At 65.4% G+C, this 21,029-nt stretch carries 20 protein-coding genes and 1 pseudogene; 4 read left to right on the top strand and 17 right to left on the bottom strand.

Annotated elements, in window-relative coordinates:
- Positions 1–127: pseudogene (locus M8J71_RS09515) on the top strand (IS481 family transposase); the annotation flags it as partial.
- 29 nt (positions 128–156) lie between these two features.
- On the opposite strand, the gene M8J71_RS09510 reads toward M8J71_RS09515, so the two are convergent.
- A complete protein-coding gene (locus M8J71_RS09510) occupies positions 157–573 on the bottom strand; it encodes a C-glycoside deglycosidase beta subunit domain-containing protein (RefSeq protein WP_256247661.1) in 417 nt (138 codons plus the stop codon).
- A gap of 68 nt (positions 574–641) precedes the next feature.
- Between M8J71_RS09510 and M8J71_RS09505 the strand changes: the two genes are divergently transcribed.
- On the top strand, positions 642–1,658 hold the full coding sequence (locus tag M8J71_RS09505) for a sugar phosphate isomerase/epimerase (protein ID WP_256247660.1): 1,017 nt from the start codon (positions 642–644) through the stop codon (positions 1,656–1,658).
- Positions 1,659–2,003: 345 nt separating this feature from the next.
- On the opposite strand, the gene M8J71_RS09500 is transcribed toward M8J71_RS09505, so the two are convergent.
- From M8J71_RS09500 to M8J71_RS09450, 11 genes are all read right to left on the bottom strand, one after another.
- Entirely contained in the window at positions 2,004–3,008 is a 1,005-nt protein-coding gene (locus M8J71_RS09500) for a sugar phosphate isomerase/epimerase family protein (protein ID WP_256247659.1), read from the bottom strand.
- Between the two features lie 11 nt (positions 3,009–3,019).
- Positions 3,020–4,207 (bottom strand): Gfo/Idh/MocA family protein, encoded by a 1,188-nt coding sequence (locus tag M8J71_RS09495; protein WP_256247658.1) that lies wholly within the window; start codon positions 4,205–4,207, stop codon positions 3,020–3,022.
- Positions 4,204–4,602 carry a C-glycoside deglycosidase beta subunit domain-containing protein gene (locus M8J71_RS09490; protein ID WP_256247657.1) on the bottom strand — a complete coding sequence of 133 codons (399 nt, stop codon included), beginning with the start codon at positions 4,600–4,602 and terminating at the stop codon, positions 4,204–4,206. The genes M8J71_RS09495 and M8J71_RS09490 overlap by 4 nt, the downstream gene beginning before the upstream one ends.
- Before the next feature lie 8 nt (positions 4,603–4,610).
- Positions 4,611–5,669, bottom strand: a complete 1,059-nt coding sequence (locus M8J71_RS09485) for a sugar phosphate isomerase/epimerase family protein (RefSeq protein ID WP_256247656.1) — start codon at positions 5,667–5,669, stop codon at positions 4,611–4,613.
- A 20-nt stretch (positions 5,670–5,689) separates the two neighbouring features.
- The gene (locus M8J71_RS09480; protein WP_256247655.1) at positions 5,690–6,793 is read right to left on the bottom strand and encodes a sugar phosphate isomerase/epimerase family protein; all 1,104 of its coding nucleotides are present in this window, start codon (positions 6,791–6,793) and stop codon (positions 5,690–5,692) included.
- Complete coding sequence (locus M8J71_RS09475) at positions 6,790–7,185, bottom strand: C-glycoside deglycosidase beta subunit domain-containing protein (RefSeq protein ID WP_256247654.1); 396 nt, start codon at positions 7,183–7,185, stop codon at positions 6,790–6,792. The genes M8J71_RS09480 and M8J71_RS09475 overlap by 4 nt, the downstream gene beginning before the upstream one ends.
- An 85-nt stretch (positions 7,186–7,270) precedes the next feature.
- Positions 7,271–8,830 carry a GMC oxidoreductase gene (locus M8J71_RS09470; protein ID WP_256247653.1) on the bottom strand — a complete coding sequence of 520 codons (1,560 nt, stop codon included), beginning with the start codon at positions 8,828–8,830 and terminating at the stop codon, positions 7,271–7,273.
- Positions 8,820–9,602, bottom strand: coding sequence for a TIM barrel protein (locus tag M8J71_RS09465; RefSeq protein ID WP_256247652.1), 783 nt, complete (start codon positions 9,600–9,602; stop codon positions 8,820–8,822). Before M8J71_RS09465 ends, M8J71_RS09470 begins: the two co-directional genes overlap by 11 nt.
- Before the next feature lie 127 nt (positions 9,603–9,729).
- Positions 9,730–10,566: a carbohydrate ABC transporter permease gene (locus tag M8J71_RS09460; RefSeq protein WP_256247651.1), complete on the bottom strand. Its 837-nt coding sequence runs from the start codon at positions 10,564–10,566 to the stop codon at positions 9,730–9,732.
- A gap of 3 nt (positions 10,567–10,569) precedes the next feature.
- A complete protein-coding gene (locus tag M8J71_RS09455) occupies positions 10,570–11,529 on the bottom strand; it encodes a carbohydrate ABC transporter permease (protein ID WP_163167109.1) in 960 nt (319 codons plus the stop codon).
- 50 nt (positions 11,530–11,579) lie between these two features.
- A complete protein-coding gene (locus tag M8J71_RS09450) occupies positions 11,580–12,866 on the bottom strand; it encodes an ABC transporter substrate-binding protein (protein ID WP_256247650.1) in 1,287 nt (428 codons plus the stop codon).
- 238 nt (positions 12,867–13,104) lie between these two features.
- On the opposite strand from M8J71_RS09450, the gene M8J71_RS09445 reads away from it, so the two are divergent.
- Complete coding sequence (locus tag M8J71_RS09445; RefSeq protein WP_256247649.1) at positions 13,105–14,049, top strand: LysR family transcriptional regulator; 945 nt, start codon at positions 13,105–13,107, stop codon at positions 14,047–14,049.
- Between the two features lie 106 nt (positions 14,050–14,155).
- On the opposite strand, the gene M8J71_RS09440 is transcribed toward M8J71_RS09445, so the two are convergent.
- The 5 genes from M8J71_RS09440 to M8J71_RS09420 form a co-directional block, all read right to left on the bottom strand.
- On the bottom strand, positions 14,156–15,634 hold the full coding sequence (locus M8J71_RS09440) for a C-glycoside deglycosidase beta subunit domain-containing protein (protein ID WP_256247648.1): 1,479 nt from the start codon (positions 15,632–15,634) through the stop codon (positions 14,156–14,158).
- Between the two features lie 32 nt (positions 15,635–15,666).
- A complete protein-coding gene (locus M8J71_RS09435; protein ID WP_256247875.1) occupies positions 15,667–16,959 on the bottom strand; it encodes a C-glycoside deglycosidase beta subunit domain-containing protein in 1,293 nt (430 codons plus the stop codon).
- Between the two features lie 79 nt (positions 16,960–17,038).
- Entirely contained in the window at positions 17,039–17,980 is a 942-nt protein-coding gene (locus tag M8J71_RS09430; RefSeq protein ID WP_256247647.1) for a carbohydrate kinase family protein, read from the bottom strand.
- 61 nt (positions 17,981–18,041) lie between these two features.
- Complete coding sequence (locus tag M8J71_RS09425) at positions 18,042–18,617, bottom strand: DUF1349 domain-containing protein (protein ID WP_256247646.1); 576 nt, start codon at positions 18,615–18,617, stop codon at positions 18,042–18,044.
- 50 nt (positions 18,618–18,667) lie between these two features.
- Complete coding sequence (locus M8J71_RS09420) at positions 18,668–19,600, bottom strand: alpha/beta hydrolase (RefSeq protein WP_256247645.1); 933 nt, start codon at positions 19,598–19,600, stop codon at positions 18,668–18,670.
- A gap of 184 nt (positions 19,601–19,784) precedes the next feature.
- On the opposite strand from M8J71_RS09420, the gene M8J71_RS09415 reads away from it, so the two are divergent.
- The gene (locus M8J71_RS09415) at positions 19,785–21,020 is read left to right on the top strand and encodes an MFS transporter (RefSeq protein WP_256247644.1); all 1,236 of its coding nucleotides are present in this window, start codon (positions 19,785–19,787) and stop codon (positions 21,018–21,020) included.
- Positions 21,021–21,029: the final 9 nt, after the last annotated feature.

The following is a 21,029-nucleotide window of genomic DNA, read 5'->3' as shown; positions in this document are numbered from 1 at the left end:
AGAGACCGAGCGTGTTGCCGCTTTCGCCGACTGGCTCCATCACTACAATCATCATCGAGGCCACACCTCACTCAAAGGTCAGCCACCGGCCAGCCGCGTCACCAACCTCTCAGGTCAATACACCTAGGGTTCCGCCGCGGCGGGGCCCGGACCTCGTCAGGCCACATCGCGGGACACACTGGGGACAGGCGCCCGGTCAAGCTCCACGCGGGCCTCCAGGCGAAATGGCAGGACCAGCGGAGAGCCAGGACGTGCCTGCAGGTAGGGCACCATCAGCCGGAAGGCGACGGCAACGGCGTGCGGTCCGCGCGGGAGTTCGCGCCGGCCCGCCAGGACGAGCCTGTCCTGGACGAACCACCAGCCGGACTCTGCCTGCAGCGCATCAGGCGGCACGGTGCGGGACCCGAGCACCACCGCCAACTCCCCTGGCGCCAGCGGAACGCCGTCGACGTCAACTGACAGGCCGGCAACGCTGGACAATGGCATCGAACGGATCCACGGCAAGCCAATCCGGAGCTCAAAGCCTCCCCGGGTGGCGGTCAGCGCATCTTCACGCAAGGCGGTTTCCAACATGACTTCCATCCTTTATCCTGAATCTGACATAAGTTTGTCATTAATAAGCATAAAGGGGAAGACGCCCTATGGCTCCCGAAATTCCAAGCGACTGGACGTTCTGCGCCAGCTCTTTCAACTGGACCCCGGACATCATCGCCGCCCGCCGCTCTGCCCAGGACATCGTCACCGGCATCGCTGACTCGGTGGTGAAGACAGTAGAGCTCGAGCCGGGGCTAATGTGGCGTTCCTTTCCCGCTCCGCAGAACGACGAGGTGGACGGACTGCGGGATGCCCTGGCGGCAAAGGGCGCATCTGTCAGCATCGTGGGGGCCAGCCTGGACGACTTCACCTCACCCACAGACCGCCGCTCGCTTCAGGAGCGCCTGGATTTCCTGGTCCCCCAGATCCATGCCGCATACCGTGTTGGAGCCCGCGGAGTCCGGCTCCCGATCGGGCAGGCGGGGGCGGAACTGCTTACGCGGCTCCAGCCTCTCCTGCACGAGCTCGACCTGGTGCTGTACGAGGAAATACAGGGGCAACAGGCCCCCGGAAGCCCCGCCGTCCAACCTGCACTGGAGGCGATCGCCGCGCTCGGTGATGACCACGTGCGGGTGCTCGTGGACATCAGCATGCTGATGCCGGCCCTTCCGGTCACCTACCTTGAGGAGCTGCGGCAGGGCGGCGTTTCCACGGATCTGCTGGCGCGCCTGGAGAACGACTGGCGGAATCCCGCCACCTTCGACGCCGTCACCGCCCTGCTCCGCTCAGGAAACGTGCCGCCGCGGATCCACACCCTCTTTATGAACCTGCTGATCCGCTTTGGCCGCAGTGACGCCGCGGACCTGCAGGGCATCCTGCCCCTGGTGGGCGCCTTCCATCTGAAGTTCTGGGACCTGGACGACGACGGCGGCCGGGTTTCGCAGCCGCTGCGGGACCTGGGCGGCCTCCTGCGCCGTAACGGCTTCAGCGGCACGCTGACCAGCGAATGGGGCGGCCACGAGTGGCTGCAGGTCGACCCCACCGACATGACGCGGCGACACCTGGCCCTGGCCGAGGCGGCCCTTGCGCAGGGGGCGCCAGCTGCCCTCGGCGTCGGCGGTTGAAGCAACGCTCCATCACCTCCCGCCACTTTCCCGGCAACGCTCCATCACCTCCCGCAGCTTTCCCCGCAACGCCCCATCACCTCCTGATGAAGTTCAACTGGAGTCCTCCCCGGTCGTGTGCGTGCGGCAGCCCCGGGCAAACCCAAAGATGATAGAGGGTTGCCCGATTCGTCGCAGGACGTGATGGCGCGTGCTCGCATTTGTTGCAGGAGGTGATGGAGGGTGCCCCGATTCGTTGCGGGAGGTGATGGAGGGTTTCCCGACCTAACGTGCAAAACAACTGAGGCCGGCCCCGGAGTTCCGGAGCCGGCCGTTCTGCTGTGACCTGTGTTGTGCTGGGTGGTGCTACTGAGTGCTGAAGGCGGCGTCGAAGGCCGCTGCCGAGGGCTCGTAGCCGGAGAGCCTGCGGACGAATGCCAGCGCTTCGGGGGCGCCGGCCAGGCGGTCCATTCCGGCGTCCTCCCACTCCACGGACAGCGGGCCGCGGTAGCCGATGGAGTTCAGCATCCGGAACGCGTCCTCCCAGGGAACGTCGCCGTGGCCGGTGGAGATGAAGTCCCAGCCGCGGCGCGGATCGGCCCATGCCAGGTGGGATGAGAGCCGGCCGTTGCGCCCATTGCTGAGCCGCTTCTTCGTGTCCTTGCAGTGCACGTGGTAGATCCGGTCCTTGAAGTCCCAGAGGAACCCTACGGGGTCGATGTCCTGCCACACCATGTGGCTCGGGTCCCAGTTCAGCCCGAAGGCCTCGCGGTGCCCGATGGCCTCCAGCGCCCGCTGGGTGGTCCAGTAGTCGTACGCAATCTCGGACGGGTGCACCTCATGGGCAAACCGGACGCCCACCTCGTCGAAGACGTCGAGGATGGGGTTCCACCGGTCGGCAAAGTCCTGGTAGCCGGCGTCGACCATTTTTTCGGAGGCAGGCGGGAACATCGCAACGTACTTCCAGATGGACGAGCCCGTAAACCCTGTCACGGTCTTCACGCCCAGCTTGGCGGCGAGCCGCGCAGTGTTCTGCAGTTCCTCGGCGGCGCGGCGGCGCACTCCTTCAGGATCGCCGTCGCCCCACACAACGTCCGGCAGGATGCCGCGGTGCCGTTCGTCAATGGGGTCGTCGCAGACGGCCTGGCCCTTGAGGTGGTTGGCGATTGTCCACACCTTGAGGCCGTGGCGTTCCAGGATGTCGAGCTTTCCCTGGACGTAGGCGTCGTCATCCCAGCGCCAGGGGTCCAGATGGTCACCCCAGCACGCGATTTCGAGCCCGTCGTAGCCCCATTCGCCGGCGAGCCGCGCCACTTCCTCGAACGGCAGGTCGGCCCACTGGCCGGTGAACAGAGTGATAGGTCGTGCCATTATTTCCCCTCCTACGAAACTTGCGCCGGGACGCCGGCGGCGACGCGGGTCCAGGCGGAATCATTGCCGGAACTGCGCTCTACGGCGTCGAGCACCCGCTGCACCCTCAACCCGTCAGCAAAGGTGGGATGCGGATCAGTGCCGGCCACAATGCCCTCCACGAGGTCCTTGACCTGGTGCGAGAACCCGTGCTCGTAGCCGAGCATGTGGCCTGCCGGCCACCACCCGGAGACGTAGGGATGCTCCGCCTCGGTGACCAGGATTTTCCGGAAGCCCTGGCGGTCCGCAGGTGCTGTCCGGTCGTAGAACTGGACGCTGTTGAGGTCCTCGAGGTCAAAGGCAAGAGCGCCCTTGTCCCCCGAGACCTCGATCTGCAGCGCGTTCTTCCGTCCGGTGGCGAAGCGCGAAGTCTCGAACGACGCCAGGGCACCCGATTCGAAGCGGCCGGTGAAGATGGCGATATCATCCACCGTCACCTGGCCCTTGCCCACACCGGCAGTGCCGGAGAGCCCGGAACCCGAGTCAAGAAGCGGACGCTCGTTCACGATGGTGTCGATGGTGCCGGACACCTTCTCCAGGTCCAGCCCGGTCACGAACTGGGCCAGGTCGATGGAGTGGGCCCCGATGTCCCCCAGCGCGCCCGAACCGGCGTGCTCCTTCTGCAGGCGCCAGGCCAACGGCATCTCAGGATCAACGAGCCAGTCCTGCCGGTAGGAGGCACGCACCTGGTTGATGGTTCCCACGGCGCCTTCGGCGATGAGGTTGCGCAGGAAAGTGACGGCCGGGACGCGGCGGTACGTAAACCCCACCATCGCCCGGATGCCCTTTGCTGCCGCCCGCTCCGCCGCTTCGGCCATCGCTTCGGCCTCGGCCACCGTGTTGGCCAGCGGCTTCTCGCAGAGCACGTGTTTGCCCGCTTCCAGCGCTGCGATCGCGATCTCTGCATGGGAATCCCCGGGGGTGACAATGTCGACGACGTCGATATCGTCCCGTGCGATCACCTCGCGCCAGTCCGTGGCTGACTCGGCCCAGCCCCACTTGTGGGCGGCGGCGGCCACCGCTTCGGCGTTCCGGCCTACCACAACCGCCATTTCCGGCTCCGCCGGCAGGTCAAAAACACGGGGCGCCGTCCGCCAGCCCTGGGAGTGGGCAGCGCCCATAAAGCCATATCCGATCATGGCCACCCGAAGGGTTGTCATGCCAGCACTACCTTGCGCTCAACCGCCACCCGGTTTCCGACGTAGCGCATGGGCGCGATCTGCATGTAGAGCAGGCGGAGGGTGAGGATGACTTCGACGTCGATTTCCTCGCCGGCATCGGGGATGCGGTCCAGTGGGATGATCACATCGGGCTTGTCGGCGACGAACCACAGCGTTTCCCATTGTTCGGGAAGTTCCGCGATGGAGTAGGACTGGCCCTGGAGTTCGAAGCGGAGGGCTTCCTTGGGGATCGCCACGCCGTTGACTGTGGCGGCGACATCCTCCACGGCGGACAGCCAGAGGCTGCGGTACCAGGGCAGTTGGACGGACACCGAAATGCCCTCGGGGTGCCTGCGGACGTCAGCGTCCTGGAACAGGGAGTTGTGGGTTGCCATGGCTTTCCTTACTTCGCAGTCTCGACGAGAGACGGGTTGGAAACAGTTGCATCAACGGATTCTTCGATGGCACGGCGCATGAGCGAATGCTGCTTCTTGACCAGGTCGATGGGGTCCGATTCGCCCAGGTCGGCGAAGGCATGGCCTTCCCATTCGCTGGAGAGGAATCCTGTGTAGCCGCCCTTGACGAACTGCCGCACGATGCGCGGAATGTCCATGGCGGGCTCGTTGCCGTTCTCGTCAATGTCGTAGAACTTCGCGTGGACGTGGAACATCTGCGGCATGATGTCCAGCCATTCCTCCGGCGGGACCAGTCCGTGCATGTTGAACGCCAGCCGGGTGAAGGGGCCCAACCGGGCTGGATCGAAGTTGTTTTCGCGCAGGTAGTCCTCGAACTCCTGGTTGCGCTCCTGCATGGGCAGGGGCTTGCGCCAGATGTCCTGCATGACGGCGAAGTGCTCCTCGGGCAGCCCCATCTGGGTCAGGGTGCGGAAGAGGGTGGGCGAAAGGCTGTGCATGGTGGAGCTGAAATCAGCGGTGAAGCCCAGCCGGTCGCTGCCGAGCTCCTCATACATTTCGCGGATCTGCAGGATCTTGGGATCGTTCGGGCCCTGCGGTGCGTGGATCTCATAGCCGAGCTTCTGGTCGTACTTCTCGGCCAGCGGCAGCAGCCGGCGGAGCAGTTCCTTGCCGGCGGAGCGGATGACGATCTTGTTGAAGCCCAGCGTGTTGGCGGTCTTGAGCTGCCTGGCGAAGAAGTCATACTCCTCGTCCGGCGTCATGTCCCGGTCTTTACGGCGGCCCATGTCCAGGTTGGTACCCACGGCGCTGGGGGTCAGGCCGTAGCGGTCCATGCTGTCCCGCCACAAGCGGACAAAGTCCTCGTCCACATCGGGGTAGGTGCGCAGCATCTGGGCGATGTTGAACTCGACGCCGGGGCCGAGGCCTTCATCGGCGACGGCCTTGATGAGCGTCTCCGGCGTGTAGAGCCCGGCGGCGAACTCGGAGGTGAGTGAATAGAGTGTGATGCCAAGCTCGATGCCCGAGCCTGCGATGCCTTCTGACATGTCTGTTGTTTCCTTCGTTGTCAGCCGCGGACGGGCTGGGCGAGGTGGCTGCTGAGGATGCGGCGCGCTTCTGAGGCGTCGGTGATCATGGCCGAGCCGGCATCAGCCGCGGCAGAGCGCTGTACGGCCTGCTCGGCGCGGATGATGTCGAACGGGTCCTGCCAGTTGTTCCAGTGCCAGCCTTCGTATTCGCTGGAAATGGCACCGGTGTAGCCGTTTTCTACGAGCTGGCGGATCAGGCCGCGCACCGGAACCGAGGGCTCCTCGCCGTTCTCGTCGATGCCGAAGAACTTGCCGTGCACGTGGCGGACCCACGGCATGATTTCCAGCCAGGTGTCCAGCGGTGCGGGGCCAAACAGTCCCGTTCCGTTGATGCCGAAGTCGATGCCGAGGTCCGGCCGGCCGTTGCGGGCGGCCAGGCCAATGAAGGCACCGAAGCGCTCACCGTGGACCTTCTGCGTGTTGGGCGGGCCTTCCGCATAGAAGCCGTTCCACAGCTCAACAACCTGCCGGAGCAGGTCCTCCGACGCACCACGACGGCGGTAGGCCTCCAGCAGGGAGGGGGCAAAGCCGGTGACGGTGGCGCCCCAGTCGGCGGTGAAGCCCAGCAGCGGGGAATCGAGCTTTTCGTAGCGGTCGCGGAGGGCAAGGACGCGCTCGTGGGCGCCGTGCTGGTCGGCGTGGACTTCGAGGGCAAGGGTGACGCCGTACTTCTCGGCCACCGGCAGCAGGCTTTCCATGGCGTCGGGTGTCAGCGAGATCTGCACGCGGGCAATCGGGAAGCCGAGCCTGGCTGCCACCTCGATCTGCTTGCGCATGTATTCGACCAGTTCGTCGTGGTTCATGAGCCGGTCCCGGCGGATCCCGGTGTCAACGTTGACTGCGAGTGATGTGGGGACCAGGTCCACCTCAGCCACCAGGTCCCGGAACTGGCCCACGAAAGCGTCGTCGATGCGGTCCGGGAAGCCCCGGAGGCTGGAGAATCCGATGACCTCAAGCCCCGGGCCGAAGCCTTCGGCGGCCACTTTACGGATCAGGCCGTCGAGGTCGTACTGCCGTGCATGGGAGGCGCGGGTGAAGCTGTAAAGGGTGACGCCCTGGATCGGTGTGCCGAGGCTGTTCATCGCTGTGCCACCTTCATGGTCTTGGTGTCGTGCTCTTCGATGTGCAGGACGCCGTGGTCGGTGATGATGTACGGGATGTAGAGCTTCAGGTCCACGCGGACCTCGTGTTCTGCATCGGCATCCTGGAGGAGGAGGTCGCCGGAGAGGATGGCCGAATCCAGTGGGAACCACCACTCGCCGGTCTCGTCCACGAGCTCCTCAAACCGAAACGTCCGGTTGTTCATGGTCCAGCGCAGCGTGTCCTCGGGGGCGGCGACGCCGTCAACAGTCAGTGCTGCCCCGGCGATGCATGAGCCCGGAAGGGCGCGGTACCAGGGGATGCGGACTTCGACGGCGGTACGGCCGTCCTGGGTACTGAGTGTTCCCTGCTCGATTATGCGATCGGCGATCATCGAGACCTCCTTGTCTGCGGCATGCCTTGCCGGTGAATGAAATGCCTGTGATTGAACGAAAGGGCCACACGCTCCCACTTCTTCATTATTTGATCATTCTATTGTCTGATTCAGACATAAGTAAAGTGCTTGCCAGTTCTCCTGCGATTTTTCGGGCCCCCCGCACGGCGAGCGCCACCGCCGTCAGCGTGGGATTGCACGCCGTGGCGGTGGGGATGACGCCGTTGCCGGCCACGAAGAGGCCGGGGACCTGCCAGACCTGGCTGTCGGGAGAGCAGACGCTCCCGCCGTCGTCCGTTTCACCCATCCGCGTCGTGCCCTGGTAATGCAGGGACGCTCCGGGGGGCATCACGAACGGACGCTCGTCGAGCGGTTCACCCAGCGCCTTGCCCAGGCGGACGATTTCCTGCTTCGCGCGCTCCACCACCTCGTGGTCCCGCTCGGTGAGGCGGTAGTGGATGCGCATGGCGGGCATTCCGTAGGCGTCGCGCGCGTCGTCGTCGAACGCCACCCGATCCTCCCGCTGCAGGTCCTTTGCGCAGAACAGGCCCAGCCCCACAATCGATCCGGGAACAATGGGATCATCGTCGGCCAGCGGGACCGGGGACGCATCCAGCTGCATGATCTGGCCGTGGAACGGCGCCTCGTCCAGGTAGGGAACCCACGCCACGCCGCTCTGCTCGCTCAGGGCACCGTCCGCAGCCCGCGTCACGTGCTCGGCGGAAACGCCGCGCAGCCTGCTCGCGAACACCACCTGCGCCTGGTCGTTGAGGTAGCGGCCCAGGGCGTCGGGCCTGATGCCGGAAGCCCACAGCAGCTGCGGCGTGCGCAGCGCATCCCCTCCCACCACAACGTAGCGGGCGGCCACGAGATGGGTTTCGCCGCTGCGGCGGTCCTGGACTTCGACGCCGGAGGCAATCCCGTCCTCCACCAGCACACGGGTCACCAGCGACTCGTCAAAGAGGTCAAACTGGGGGTTTTCGCGGGTGACATTCCCCATCACGACGTCGGAGCCTGACCACACGAGGCCGCCGTCCTCCCGCCGGTGGACAGCAAGCGGCATGGGCTGGACGCGGAATGCAGGGTCGCGGCCCTCGTCCAGGACGGCCGACAGGCGGTTGATGACGAGGTCCGAGAAGGGTGCGTTGTCGAAGGCGTGCGTGGTGACGCCCAGCAGGCGGTCGGCGTCGTCAAGAAGCTGCTCCAGGTCCGGCAGGAACGGAATGCGCTCCGTGCCTCCGGGACGGGGACAGGCGGCGGTCCAGTGCGCCGCCATGCCGCCCACGTTGCTGGACATGGCGGCGACGGGCAGACCGTCCTCTCCGGGGAAGGCGTAACCGTCCGGCAGGAGGTACGTGCCTGCCCTGGCCCGGCGCTCTCCACTCTTGGCGGCGCCGGGGGAGGTGATCGTTGCGGCCCCTGCCCCCGGTCCCTCGGACGCGCGCTGGGCGATGCTCCGGCGGTCTGGATCCCCGATGTTCTTCACGTGAGCCCCGGGCGGATTGCTGACGGTGGGGCCCACTTCGAACATGGCGATGGTGGCGCCGGGGGCTTCCTCGCTGAGGATCCGTGCGTACGCCGATGCTGTGGGACCGCTGCCGACGATGGCGACGTCGACGCGGGCGGGGTAGCGGCTACCGGCCATGGCCCGCCACCAGTTCCTGGATGCGCCGGACGGACTTTGCCGAGTCAATGGTCGGGTAGTACTCCAGCCCGATCGGGCCGGCGTAGCCGCTGTTCTGCAGGTCCGCGATCCGGGCAGGCCAGTCGATGGAACCCGACCCGGGTTCCCCGCGGCCCGGAGCATCGGCGATCTGCACGTACTTGATGAGGTCCCCGGCGTTGGCCAGTTCGGCGGCCACGTCCTCGCCCTCGATGGTGGAGTGGTAGAGGTCGTAGAGGACACCGAAGTTCGGTGACCCCACGCCCCTGGCGATGTAGACGGCTTCCGAGGTCCGGTCCAGGAGGGCTCCGGGGTGGTCCACACGGGTGTTCACCGGCTCGAGGACCAGGGTGATGCCCGAACCCTCGATGTGCGCCACGCCGCGGGTGAAGATTTCGATCAGTTCGTCCAGCTGGTCCTGCCTCTTGCGGCCGCCAAAGCCGGTGCCGCTGCCCACCACAATCCGTGGGCAGCCGAGCTGCTGGGCCACCTCGACGCCGGCATCGAGGCCGGTATAGAAGGGCGCGTGGTCCTTGGGCGGGATCATGAACTGCATGCGGGGTTCGGCCAGTTGGGCGGTGAGTTGGACTCCGGTTTCCTCGAGGGCTTCCTTGAGGGCGGGAATGTCCTTGCCGGTGGGGCCCCACATCTCCACGGCGTCGAAGCCGGCGGCGGCTGCTGCGCGGACCCGGTTTGCGGCGCTGTCGCCTGCTTCTGAGAACAGGAGGTCGATATTGGGCGCAAGCTGGTACATGGATTTCTCCTTGAAGTTGAAGTTGAGCTGAAATTTTGGGGCGTCAGCGCCCGGATCCACCGGTTTTTGGGTGTGAAAGACCGCCGCGCAGCGGTCGAAACGCTGAGCGGTGGTCAACCTGTGCGGGTCAGCCCTTCAGGCCGCCGGAGAATCCCTGGATGAAGCGCTTCTGAGCGAACAGGAACAGGGCAAGGATGGGGATCATGGACACGATGACAATGGCGAAAATCGAGTTCCACTGGGATACCAGGGAGCCGATGTAGTAGTACATGGCTACCGGCAGCGTCTGGTTGGCGGAGCCGCCCAGGAAGATCAGCGACGTGAAGAAGTCGTTCCACACAATGAGCCCGGCGAAGATGGTCACCGTGCCCGTGGCGGGAGCCATCATGGGGAACACCACCTTGGAGAAGATCTGGGATTTGCTGGCGCCGTCGATGGTTGCCGCTTCTTCATAATCTGTGCCGAGGCCGCGGAAGAAATTTGCGTAGAGGAAGATCGACAGGGGCAGGAGCATGCCGGTGTAGAGGACAATCAGGCCCCAGGCGGATCCGGTGAGTCCCAGGGCGCGCGCACCCATGTACAGGGGGACGGCGCCGAGTTGGCCGGGGAGGATGATGGCCACCAGGAAGAGGTAGTACGCGCCCTTGCTCCAGCGCCGGGTGCTCCGTGAGATGACGTATCCGGTGATGGAGCCCAGTGCAATGAGACCCACGATGCTGCCCGCAGTGATGATGAGGCTGTTGACCAGGCCCATCATCACATTGGAGTTGCCGGTGGCGGTCAGGACGTCGACAAAGTTGCTGAAGTCAGGGCTTGTTGGCGGAGCCAGGGCCGAGGTGGTGAACAACTCGGTGTCCGGCTTCAGGGCGGTAGTCACCAGGAAGTAGAACGGCGCCAGGAACAGCAGGGCGAGTGCCCACAGGCCGACTTCGCGGAGCAGGGTGAGTTTGGTGTAGCGGAACATGGCTTAGTCCTCAGGGTTCGAACGCGTCAGCCGCTGCTGGAGTACGGCGAAGATCAGGATGATGGCGGCGAGCACCAGGGCCAGGGCGGCACCGCCCCCAAAGTTCCCGAGCGCAAAGGCCTGCTTGTAGACCTGGGTGGCCAGCGTTTCGGTGGCCCCTGCGGGGCCGCCGCCGGTGAGCGCCATGATGGGGTCGAAGACGCGCAGTCCCTGGACGATTCCCAGCGTGGTGGCGATGGCGACGGCGGGACGGATGGCGGGCAGGATAACGTTCCGGAACCGCTGCCACAGGTTGGCACCGTCAATGGCGGCCGCTTCCTCGACTTCCACCGGGACACCGGCCAGGCCGGCCATAAAAATCACCATGGCAAAGCCGGTTGAAGACCAGACAAGCACCACCAGGACGGTCCAAATGGCCCATTGCGGGTCGGCCAGCCACGGCTTCGCCTGGTCGCCGGCACCTATTGCCGTAAGGAAGGCATTGAGCGGACCGTCGAAGTCGAAGATGTATTTCCAGATGTAGGCCGTCGCCAGCGGGCTGAGCACCACCGGCATAAAGAAGAGGGTCCGGAGGATGTAGCGCGTCTTGAGGACCCGGTTCAGGCCCAACGCAATGACCAGTCCGGCGATATTGCCCAGGAGAACCGAGCCAAAGGCCAGGAAAAGGGTGTTGGAGAGGGCCCCCACTTTTGTGGGGTCCTTGAAGATGGCCTCGAAGTTGGCCCAGCCGGTGATTTTGAACGAGCCGATGCCCGTCCAGTTGGTAAAGGCGAAGAATCCGCCGATCCCGGTTGCCACGTAGTGGATGGCAAACACCAGGGCGATTCCCGGCAGGGCCCACCACCAGTGTCCGAACTCCAGGCCGCGGCCCCGGGAGCGGGTGTTCTGCCCCGCCCCCGGAGTGCGCCTGCCTCGCCGGGGTGCTTCTGCTGCTTCGCTTTTCGGTTGCATCGTCGCAGTCATGGTATTCCTTGCTTGTCCCTTTGAGTGGTCGGAACGTTGATGGGAACGGCTTACTGGCCCCAGGCGGCGTCCATGGCCTGCAGGACCTGGTCAGGGCTCTTCTGGCCGGTGATGATGCCCTGGACCCCTGTGGCCAGCGCGTCGTACACGGCGGAGTTAGGCCACTGGCTGTTGGGCAGGGGGCCGTACTTGCCGTCCTTGATCAGGTCGCCGATGTTCTTGTAGGCGCCGCCGTCGAAGTCGTAGGTGTCCAGGCCGGTGACCGGAAGGGCGCCGTCGATTTCCGCGAAAGCCTTGGTCTGCTCAGGTTCAGCCGCCCAAGCAAGGAAGGCTTTGGCCGCCTCCTTGTTCTTGGCGGCCGCGTTGATGGAGAAGGCGTAGTTGGCGCTGGCGTAGACGAAGCTCTTGTCCGGGCTCTCGGCCGGGAGGGCGCGCACGCCGAATTCGGAGCCGGCAGCAGCGGACTGCAGCTGCTTCCAGCTCGTGGCCGGGATAAATCCTGCCAGAGACGTACCGCTGGCAAGGCCCTTGGTGATGGCGTCAAAACCGGCACCTGCGGCGCCCTTCTGGAAGCAGCCCGCGTCCTTCAGGGTGTTGACTGCTTCGAGTGCCGATTTCCATCCCTCCGAGCCTGCGAAGGTGACTTCCTTGGCCGCGCGCTTTTCGTTCCACTGGGGGTCTTCCCCGTAAACGCGGGAGGCTGCCAGCGACATCGCGGTAAGGCCCGTATTGGGAGGCGCTGCACCGGCAAGGGCGAAGAGGGATTTCCCGGACGATTCGAGGGTTCTGCACTGCTCTTCAAGAGCCGCGAAGTCCGCGGGGAACTCGCCGGCAGCCTTAGCCGCAGTCTCGTTCGTGACCAGGGCGGACACGGTGATGGCCGTAGCCTGGCCGAAAACCTTGCCTTCCGGGCCGAAGGTGCTGGCACTCCCTTCAGGCAGGAGCTCCTTGGCGGCATCGTCCAGCGGCTCAAGGAACCCGGCCTCCGCCAGCGGCAGGATACTGCGTCCCTGGCCGCTGCCGGGCGAAGTCACCACGATGTCCGAGGCGTTGCCGGCCTGCAGCTGGGTCCGGAGGGTCTGGTCATAGGAGTCGTTGGGCTGCGGGTTGAACGTAATCTTCACGTCCGGGTTTGCCTCCATGTACTTCTCCCCCAGGACCTGGAAGGGGCTTTCGATGGTGTTGGAGGTAGCAAAGGACAGGGAAAATTCCTTCGAGCCGCCGGAGGAGGCGTTGCTGCCGGCGGGGGCCGAGCAGCCGGCAAGGACGAGGGCTGCGATGGTGGGGACGGCGAGGGCGCCGACCTTCAGGCCCGAATAGCGACGGTGCTGTGTCATGTCCAGCCTTTCTGACTTCGTTGTCGAAAAATATCCGGGAGCCGTGACCCCGGTCACTCATCAGTATGCAGGAGATGTGCAGAAAAAGCACATAAGTATTGCCGATAGGAGACATAAGTTTCACGGGGGTCTGCGGAAGCTCCCCCTGCATTGGAGAATGTGATGCACCACACGGCTCGTATTGATGCCGCTGATACACTGGCGGGACGAAAGTTCACCGTTGAAAGATCGCCGTGCCGTGACGAATAATGTCCTGCTTTCCCGGCTCGACCTCAACCTGCTGATCTCGCTGGATGCCCTCATTACCGAGCGGAGCGTGACGAGGGCGGCCGAGCGGCTCCATCTGAGCCAGCCGGCACTGAGTGCTTCGCTGGCGCGGCTCCGGTCCCATTTTGGGGATCCCATCCTGGCCCGCCGCGGCAACGCCTACGAACTCACTCCCTTCGCGCTGCGCCTGGCGGAACACACAACCACAGCACTTGAGGCCGCTCGCCGGGTTTTCGAGAGCCAGGCCACGTGGGAGCCCAGCGAATCAGAGCGGGAATTCTCCATCTACGGCTCCGATTATGGCTTTACCACCATCGGGCGGGTGGTTTCCGAGCTTGCCGCCGAGCGAGCCCCCGGGGTCCGATTCCGGTTTATGCTGCACAACCCGATGGTGGTGGAGGATGCCGCCAACCGCCTGCGTTCGGTGGACGGCATGGTGATTCCGCACGGCTTCCTGACCGGGCCGCCGTACCTGGACCTGTGGCGGGACGGTTGGGTCGCCGTCGTCTCTTCCTCGAATAACGCCGTCGGCGAGAAAATCACCATGGAGAACATCGCCGAGCTTCCCTGGGTGATGACCTACCAAACCCGCTCGGCGTCAACCTCGGCGGAACGCCAGATCATGCAGCTCGGCGTTGAGCCCCGCGTGGACGTAGTGGTGGAGAGCTTCCAGTCCTTGCCGCACTTTGTGGTGGGCACCAACCGCATCGCGCTCATTCAGGCCGCACTGGTGCCGTTCGCACTGCGGGTGGGCGGGGTGCGGATCCTGCCGCTGCCCTTCGATGCCATGCAGCTGGTCAACGCCCTGTGGTGGCATCCCGTGCACAACCGGGATTCGGAGCACGAGTGGATGCGGGACCTGTTTAAAGAGGCTGGCGAGATCGTCGCAGCGGCCGCGGCCAAGGAAGCCCCGTAAACGCCGTGAGTGCTCGAACGCCTGCCTGCCCTTAAACGCCTTTGCGCCCTTAAACGCCTCAGTACCCGCCGTTGGAACGGACGGGCACTGAGGCAATCGGTCAGGGTCAGGCTGGTGCCAGCGCCGACCGCATGCTCTTGCGGATGAGGTCGTGCTGCTTGCGGACCAGCAGCAGCGGATCAACCTCGCCGAGCTCGGCGAAGGCATGGCCCTCCCACTCGCTGGACCAGTAGCCGCGGTACCCGCCCTCGACGAATACCCGCACGAGTTCCGGATAGTCGATGGCCGGCTCGTTGCCCTGCTCGTCGATGTCGTAGAACTTCGCGTGGACGTGCATGATCTGCGGCATGATGTCCGCCCAGTCCTTCGGGCTGACGCGGCCGTGCATGTTGAAGGCAAGGTGCGCGAAGGAACCGAGGCGGGCCGGATCGAAGTCCCGTCCGCGGAGGTAGCTGATGAACTCCTCCTGCCTTGCCCGCATCGGGGCGTCGGTGGCCCAGATCGCCTGCAGCTTTTGGATGGCTTCGTCGTCGAGCCCGGCTCGGCGGACGGCCCGCAGGAGCGTGGGCGACATGCTGTGCATCGTGGAGGAGAAGTCCGCCACGAACCCCAGCAGTGGTGAGTCAAGCTCGGCGTAGACGTCGCGGACCTTCATGATCTCGGGCGAGTTGGGGCCCAGCGGTGCGTGGATCTCGTAGGCCAGCTTGAGCTCCAGGTCCTCGGCGAGCGGCAGGAGCCGGCGCAGCAGTTCAGGCTTGGCGCTCTGGATGCGGACCAGCGGGAAGCCCAGCTTCTTGGCGCCGCGGAAGAGCGTCTGCGTGAACTCATACTCCTCGTCCGGGGTCATGTCGCGGTCGCGGCGGCGCCCCATGTCCAGGTTCGCGCCGAAGGAGCTGGCGGTGAAGCCGTGTTTGTCGAAGGCCTCCTGCCAGGAACGGGCGAAGTCATCGGTCACGTGCGGATAAGTGGGCAGCACCTGGGATGCCACAATTTCGATTCCCGGGCCGATGCCCAGTTCCGCCACGCGGTTCAGCAGGCCGTCAAAGTCGTACCAGCCGGCCCGGAACTCGGCACTGGCTGAGTACAGGGTGAGGCCCAGCGAGAACGGATCGTCGGTGGCCTTCGGCGGAGGCGGCGTGAGCGCCGTCGTGAGTTCCGGAACCGCGGCAGCCCTGTCCGTGACGGTCAGCTCCAGCGTTTGGTTCACGAAGTTGGGGACGTACATGCCGGGACCGCCGTCCTGGCCCGGGGCGATCTGCATGTAGGGCAGGCGCAGCTCCCCAATAAGCTGGATGGTGTGTTGCTCGCCCAGGGCCAGAGGGGTGTCCCGGTTCGCGATGAGCAGGGGGTGTTCCTGCAGGTACCAAAGGGTTTCGCTTTGCGCCGGCAGGTCGGGAAGGGTGTAGCGGACACCGCCCAGTTCAAGGGACAGGTCCTCCGTGGGAACTGCCTGGCCGTCAACAGTGAGCCGCAGGGCTGAGACCGAGGAGAGCCACAGGCTCCGGTACCACGGCAGGGTGAGGGCCAGCGCGAAACCCTCGGGGTGGGCGCGGAGGCTTGAATCGTCAAGGAGTCCGTTTGGCATGGTTGTTCTCTTTGTTCGTGGGATGGAAGGGATCAGGGAAGTTCGGACGCGATGCGGCGGATGAGGGAGTGCTGCCGCCGCACCTGCTCCATGGCACGCCAGGGAGTGCGTTCGCCTTCGTATTCACTGGAGAGATAACCGGTGTAGCCCGAGTCTTTGAGAGCTTTCAGCACCGGGCGCCAGGGAATCTGCTGGTCCTCCAGCTGCTCGTTGATGTCGTGGAACTTCGCCTGAATGAACACCACGTACTGGGCGATGTCCGCGAAGTCGGCGGGATCGACGCCGATGCCGTCCAGGAACGCGGGCCGGGTTTCGCGGGTCTCCCCTTCACGCAGCGGGATAGGCCGGTCCTGGAAGATTCCCGTGTCGATGAGCAGGCCGAAGTTTTTGGTTCCGGTCCGTTCAATGAGGCCGATGTAGTCCTCGACGACGGGGTGCTTGATGGGCGTGGGCGAGTGGATCTCGGGGCAGATGATAACTCCCAGCTCGTGGGCCAGGTCGAGGGAACGTTCCACAGACTCCGTCCAGATCGGGTCCGGAACCAGGTCACTGGAGACAACGCCGATCTTGGGCCGCACGAAGCCGAAGCCAAGCCGGTGCGCAAGCCTGAGGTCCCGCTGCAGAGCCTCCGAACCTTCGGCAGCAGTCATGGTCCGGCCCGGGTGCAGCCGGGTGTCAATCCAGGAGCCGTAGTTCGTCGGTTCCAGCGAGTACTTCTCGAGCAGGCTGAACCAGTTGTCGATCCACGCCGGGGAAGGTTCCGGGTAGCCGGGGACGTGGCCCTCGCCGAGGATTTCGACGCCGGTGGCGCCCACGTCAGCGACGGCGGCCAAGGCGGTTTCCAGGTCCATCACGGTGCCGTAATCGCCCATAAAGCTGTAAAGGGAAACGCCGTAGCGGAAGGTACCGTCGCCGCCTTCCGGTGCCAACGTTACTTTCCGGCTGACCCGGTGGGTGGTGGGCTGGTGCTCGACAGGTATATAGGACATCCGCAGCCGCAGTTCAATGGCGAGTTCATGGACGCCCTGCGGCAGGCCGCCGTCGAGCGGAACGGTGACCACTGCCGCCTCCTCAAGGGGCCACCGGACGCCGTCGCTCTCCCAGAGCTGCTGCAGGGTGTAGGTCCGCCCGCCGAAAGTCCACAGCGGAACGCCAGGGCCGACGTCCACGAGGTTGCCCACTCGGACTGCAATACCGTCGATCAGCGACGCGGCCATGCCGCGGTAGGAAGGCATCCGGACGCGGAACTGGAAGCCGGTCACGCGCCCGCCTTCGGTGACGTTGCGGAAGCCGACGGACTGGATGAGGTCTCTTTCGAGAAGCATCATTGCTCACTCTCTCTAGGTGCAAAACCAGCGTAACAGCATTATGTCGGTTTCACACCTAAGTTTGTGAGTATTCTGCCTAACTCTCCCCGGACGCCCCGTTCAGCTCAGCCCTGGTGGGCGGGTTGGCACCGGGCCGTGACACCGTGACTGCGGCCGCCTTGGCAGCATGAGCCAGGAGTTCGGCCAGGCCCTCAGCGGGAAGTTCACGCAGGTCCTTGCGGTTCTGGGCGCCGTCCAGGCCGCGGTCCACCAGGCCGGAGAGCAGCGCCGCCATGAAGGAATCGCCCGCGCCCACGGTGTCTGCCACCTCAACCCGCGGGGCCTCGGCCTGCGCCTCGCCCGCCCTGGTCACTCCCCATGGTCCGTCGGCTCCGCGGGTGACCACCACCATGGCGGGCCCTTCATTGCCGCCCAGGTCAAGCCAGCGGCGGGCGGCGTCCAGCACGTCCAGGTCCGGGTAGAGCCAGGCCAGGTCCTCGTCCGATGCCTTCACCACGTCCGCCAGGGACACGAACTTCTCCGCGTGGCGGCGCGCGTAATCCACATCCGTGATGATGCTGGGCCGGCAGTTGGGGTCGAAGCTGATGGTGGCGCGCGGGTGGGCGTATTCGACGGCGGCGAGGACATCCGTGGCACCCGGCGCCAGCATGGTCGCGATCGATCCGGTGTGCAGCAGGGTGGTGCCCTGCAGCATAAAGGCAAGCCGGTCGGCGATGCCGGGGAGCTCCCAGGTGAGGTCGAACGTGTAGGTGGCGGCGCCGTCGTCGTCGATCAGGGCGGTGGCCACGCTGGTGGGCAGTTCATCAGGGCCGAGCGGAAGCATCACGGAACTGGAGCGCAGGTGTGCCGCGACCGAATCGCCGTACGCGTCCCGGCCATACCGGCCGATGAACTGCACAGGGTGGTCAAGGCGGGCCAGGCCCACCGCAACGTTCAGCGGGCTGCCACCCACGTGCGCTTCAATTCCTGAGGCGCGCTGGACAACGTCAACAAGGCCTTCGCCAATAACAGTGAGCATGGTCATACTCTGCCAGAAGAGGCCGTTCGGCGGCGGTCCGTGACGTGGGCGGGACAAACGCTCAGTGCAGGGCGCCGTCCGGCTCCATGGCCCGCCAGGCGTGGAAGGGCACGGTAAGGCCGGCCCTGGTGGGCGCACAGGTGAAGGGCCCGGCGCTGGCTTCCGCAGCCGGATCCAGCGATACTACCCGGACCAGCTGGAGCGGCCCGCCGGCTGCCCCCGCCCGGATGGTTAGGGCATCACCGCTCCGGCTGACCCGGATGAGGACGCGGGATCCGCTCCACGCGGGCACCGGCGCCAGGGACCAGTCGGACTTCCCGTCGGTGACCACTGCCCCCAGCTGGCACGCGCCGTCCGCAAACTCCACACCCGCTTTGATCCAGTGCTCAGCTGACACCCGCACAAAAACACCGGCCTGGTCGAACTGCTCCGAAAATGCTGCAGTAAATTCCACCTCCACCGCCGATCCGTCCGGGAACGGCGCCAGCAGCGCATGCTCGCTGTCATGGATGAAGCCGTACGAGGTGGTCCGCCACGCATCACTGCCCTCCTTCGCTGTGACCAGCAGGTCCGTTCCGCGCTCGACGGCGGAAACGGGCGGGTGCGTCCAGGTGCCTTGCAGCCAGGGAATGTCCATGGCCGCCACTGTACGGCAGGACAATCCGCCGCTTCTGCCCGCCGCCCCGCTCAGCGCAGGAGCTCCTGGACCAGCTCCCGGCACCTTAGGTATGCGGGCGCTTCGGGATCGATCAATGCGAAGTGGTCCCCGGGTACCGTGACCAGCTGTGCGGGAGTGGACCCGGTCCGGCTCGCCTCAACGTAGGACGACGACATGCTAAGCGGCACGTCCTCGTCCCCCGTTGTGTGGACCGTGTAAACGGGAACGGACAGGGGCAACGCTGCCATCGGATCCGCGTACCGGTGACGGCCAGGAAAGTCCGACGACGGGCCGCCCAGCAGGTTGGCCACCGCACCGTTGCTGAGGTTGAGCCTTTCGGCTTCGGCCAGGTTGAGCACCCCGGACTGGCTCACCACCCCGGTGAGGCGGACGCCGTCAGTACTCGCGCCCGCTTCTAAGTGCTCGGCCTCCAGCCCCAGCCCGCCCAATCGGTCCCGCCCTGCCGCCCACACCGCCAGATGCCCGCCGGCCGAATGGCCAAGCGCCACCACCCTGGTCAGGTCCAGGGGATACGGACCGGCGAGCTCGCCAAGCTTGTCGACGCCCGCCAAAATGTCCTGGAAGGTGTGCGGCCAGCCGCCGCCGTTTCCCGCACGGCGGTACTCCAGGTTCCAGGCAGCCAACCCCTGGGCAGCAAGGTCCGCTGCCAGCGGCTCCCCCAGCTCCGCACCGTACCGCGAGCGCCAGTAGCCGCCGTGGATGACCACCACCACGCCGCGGGGCTTACCGTCATCAGGCAGCTCCGGAAGGAACAGTTCGCCCCACTGGCTCGGGTCATCGCCGTACTGGTACCGGTGCCGTTGGACTGCTGCTTCGTTGATGGGGTCCTCCGCTGCTCTTTCGGGTGGCTGGCCGCTTGGCGGCACCCCTGCGCAGGCGGCGAGGCCGGCGCCTGCCGCAGCTGCGCCGACGAGGAAGGTCCGACGACGGAAGCCAGTCATGAGCCGAGACTACCCGCCGCAGCGACTCCCAACCCTAGTGTTCGACAAGCGAACTTTTGTGCGTGAAATGAACATGGCTGTACTCTTGTCGACGGACAAGGGCATGCCGTGGGTCACGGATGGCTGTGGCAGAGCTCTCGTTTGGTTGCGCTTCACTTCTTTTCCCTAAATCAATGAGGATTCCATGACAACTTCCCCTTCTGCCCGCCCGTCCCGCTGGCCGGTGTGGCTCTGCTGGCTGGCCATGGTCCTGGACGGCTTTGACCTCGTGGTGCTCGGCACCGTCATTCCCACCCTGATCAAGACCGGCGAGCTTGGCTTTGACGCGGTGGGCGCTACTTTCGTCGCCACGATATCCCTCGTGGGCGTGGGCCTGGGGGCGCTCTTTATCGCACCGCTCTCGGACCGCTTCGGGCGCCGGAACCTGCTGGTTGCCTGCGTGCTCTGGTTCTCGCTGCTAACCCTCGCTGTGGTGTGGGCTCCGAATGTTGCCGTTTTTGGGGCTCTTCGGCTTTTGGCCGGGGCCGGGCTTGGGGCATGCCTGCCGGCCGCCCTTGCCTACATGAACGACTATGCCCCGGCAGGTTCCGCCGGTAAGTCAACCACCCGCACGATGACTGGGTACCACGTCGGTGCGGTGGCCACAGCGTTCCTGGCGATGATCGTCATTCCTGATTGGCGCATCATGTTCGTGGTGGGAGGCGTTTCCGGCCTGGTCCTCCTGCCGTTCCTGTGGTTCAAACTGCCCGAGACCCTGCCCGCAGCCCGGGCTGCCCGGACAGAGGAGCAGACCGGGTTCCGGAACCTGGTGAAAAAGCCCTACCCCCTGATTGCCGCGGCGATCGGTGCGGCGTCGTTCATGGGGCTGCTGCTGGTATACGGCCTGAACACCTGGCTTCCGCAACTGATGGCTTCCGCTGGATACCCTGTCAGCGCAGGGCTTTCCCTGCTACTTGTCCTGAACCTCGGCGCTGTTGCCGGACTCATCATCGCCGGCATCCTGGCTGACAAGCACGGAACCAAACCCGTCGTGTTGCTGTGGTTTGGCCTTTCGGCGGTGTGCCTTGGCCTCTTGAGCATCAAGGTGGACAACGCGGTCCTGCTGAACGCCCTCGTGTTCGTTACAGGAGTGTTTGTCTTCAGTTCCCAGGTCCTCGTTTACGCCTGGGTCAGCCAGTTGTTCCCGGCCCGCCTGCGCGCAACGGCACTCGGGTTCGCTGCCGGCGTGGGCCGCGTCGGCGCCATCGCGGGACCTGCTGTGACAGGCGGCCTGGTCGCCGCCGGCATCGCCTACCCGTGGGGTTTCTACGTCTTCGCAGCAGCGGGTGCCCTGGCCGTGGTTGCCCTCCTGGCGGTCCCGCACGCCATGGCTGCCGCCGGCACCAGCGCAGGGCTCAGCAAAGACCTGTCCCGCAGTTGATCCGACCGG

It is taken from the genome of Pseudarthrobacter sp. R1, assembly GCF_024494415.1.
Lineage (GTDB): Bacteria > Actinomycetota > Actinomycetes > Actinomycetales > Micrococcaceae > Arthrobacter.
This window is presented reverse-complemented; position numbering and strand designations above follow the sequence as displayed.

What these genes read in the sequence shown, in the direction of transcription:
- M8J71_RS09510 (WP_256247661.1), bottom strand. Translation starts at nt 573, where the DNA reads ATGTTGGAAACCGCCTTGCGTGAAGATGCGCTGACCGCCACCCGGGGA.
- M8J71_RS09505 (WP_256247660.1), top strand. Translation starts at nt 642, where the DNA reads ATGGCTCCCGAAATTCCAAGCGACTGGACGTTCTGCGCCAGCTCTTTC.
- M8J71_RS09500 (WP_256247659.1), bottom strand. Translation starts at nt 3,008, where the DNA reads ATGGCACGACCTATCACTCTGTTCACCGGCCAGTGGGCCGACCTGCCG.
- M8J71_RS09495 (WP_256247658.1), bottom strand. Translation starts at nt 4,207, where the DNA reads ATGACAACCCTTCGGGTGGCCATGATCGGATATGGCTTTATGGGCGCT.
- M8J71_RS09490 (WP_256247657.1), bottom strand. Translation starts at nt 4,602, where the DNA reads ATGGCAACCCACAACTCCCTGTTCCAGGACGCTGACGTCCGCAGGCAC.
- M8J71_RS09485 (WP_256247656.1), bottom strand. Translation starts at nt 5,669, where the DNA reads ATGTCAGAAGGCATCGCAGGCTCGGGCATCGAGCTTGGCATCACACTC.
- M8J71_RS09480 (WP_256247655.1), bottom strand. Translation starts at nt 6,793, where the DNA reads ATGAACAGCCTCGGCACACCGATCCAGGGCGTCACCCTTTACAGCTTC.
- M8J71_RS09475 (WP_256247654.1), bottom strand. Translation starts at nt 7,185, where the DNA reads ATGATCGCCGATCGCATAATCGAGCAGGGAACACTCAGTACCCAGGAC.
- M8J71_RS09470 (WP_256247653.1), bottom strand. Translation starts at nt 8,830, where the DNA reads ATGGCCGGTAGCCGCTACCCCGCCCGCGTCGACGTCGCCATCGTCGGC.
- M8J71_RS09465 (WP_256247652.1), bottom strand. Translation starts at nt 9,602, where the DNA reads ATGTACCAGCTTGCGCCCAATATCGACCTCCTGTTCTCAGAAGCAGGC.
- M8J71_RS09460 (WP_256247651.1), bottom strand. Translation starts at nt 10,566, where the DNA reads ATGTTCCGCTACACCAAACTCACCCTGCTCCGCGAAGTCGGCCTGTGG.
- M8J71_RS09455 (WP_163167109.1), bottom strand. Translation starts at nt 11,529, where the DNA reads ATGACTGCGACGATGCAACCGAAAAGCGAAGCAGCAGAAGCACCCCGG.
- M8J71_RS09450 (WP_256247650.1), bottom strand. Translation starts at nt 12,866, where the DNA reads ATGACACAGCACCGTCGCTATTCGGGCCTGAAGGTCGGCGCCCTCGCC.
- M8J71_RS09440 (WP_256247648.1), bottom strand. Translation starts at nt 15,634, where the DNA reads ATGCCAAACGGACTCCTTGACGATTCAAGCCTCCGCGCCCACCCCGAG.
- M8J71_RS09435 (WP_256247875.1), bottom strand. Translation starts at nt 16,959, where the DNA reads ATGCTTCTCGAAAGAGACCTCATCCAGTCCGTCGGCTTCCGCAACGTC.
- M8J71_RS09430 (WP_256247647.1), bottom strand. Translation starts at nt 17,980, where the DNA reads ATGCTCACTGTTATTGGCGAAGGCCTTGTTGACGTTGTCCAGCGCGCC.
- M8J71_RS09425 (WP_256247646.1), bottom strand. Translation starts at nt 18,617, where the DNA reads ATGGACATTCCCTGGCTGCAAGGCACCTGGACGCACCCGCCCGTTTCC.
- M8J71_RS09420 (WP_256247645.1), bottom strand. Translation starts at nt 19,600, where the DNA reads ATGACTGGCTTCCGTCGTCGGACCTTCCTCGTCGGCGCAGCTGCGGCA.
- M8J71_RS09415 (WP_256247644.1), top strand. Translation starts at nt 19,785, where the DNA reads ATGACAACTTCCCCTTCTGCCCGCCCGTCCCGCTGGCCGGTGTGGCTC.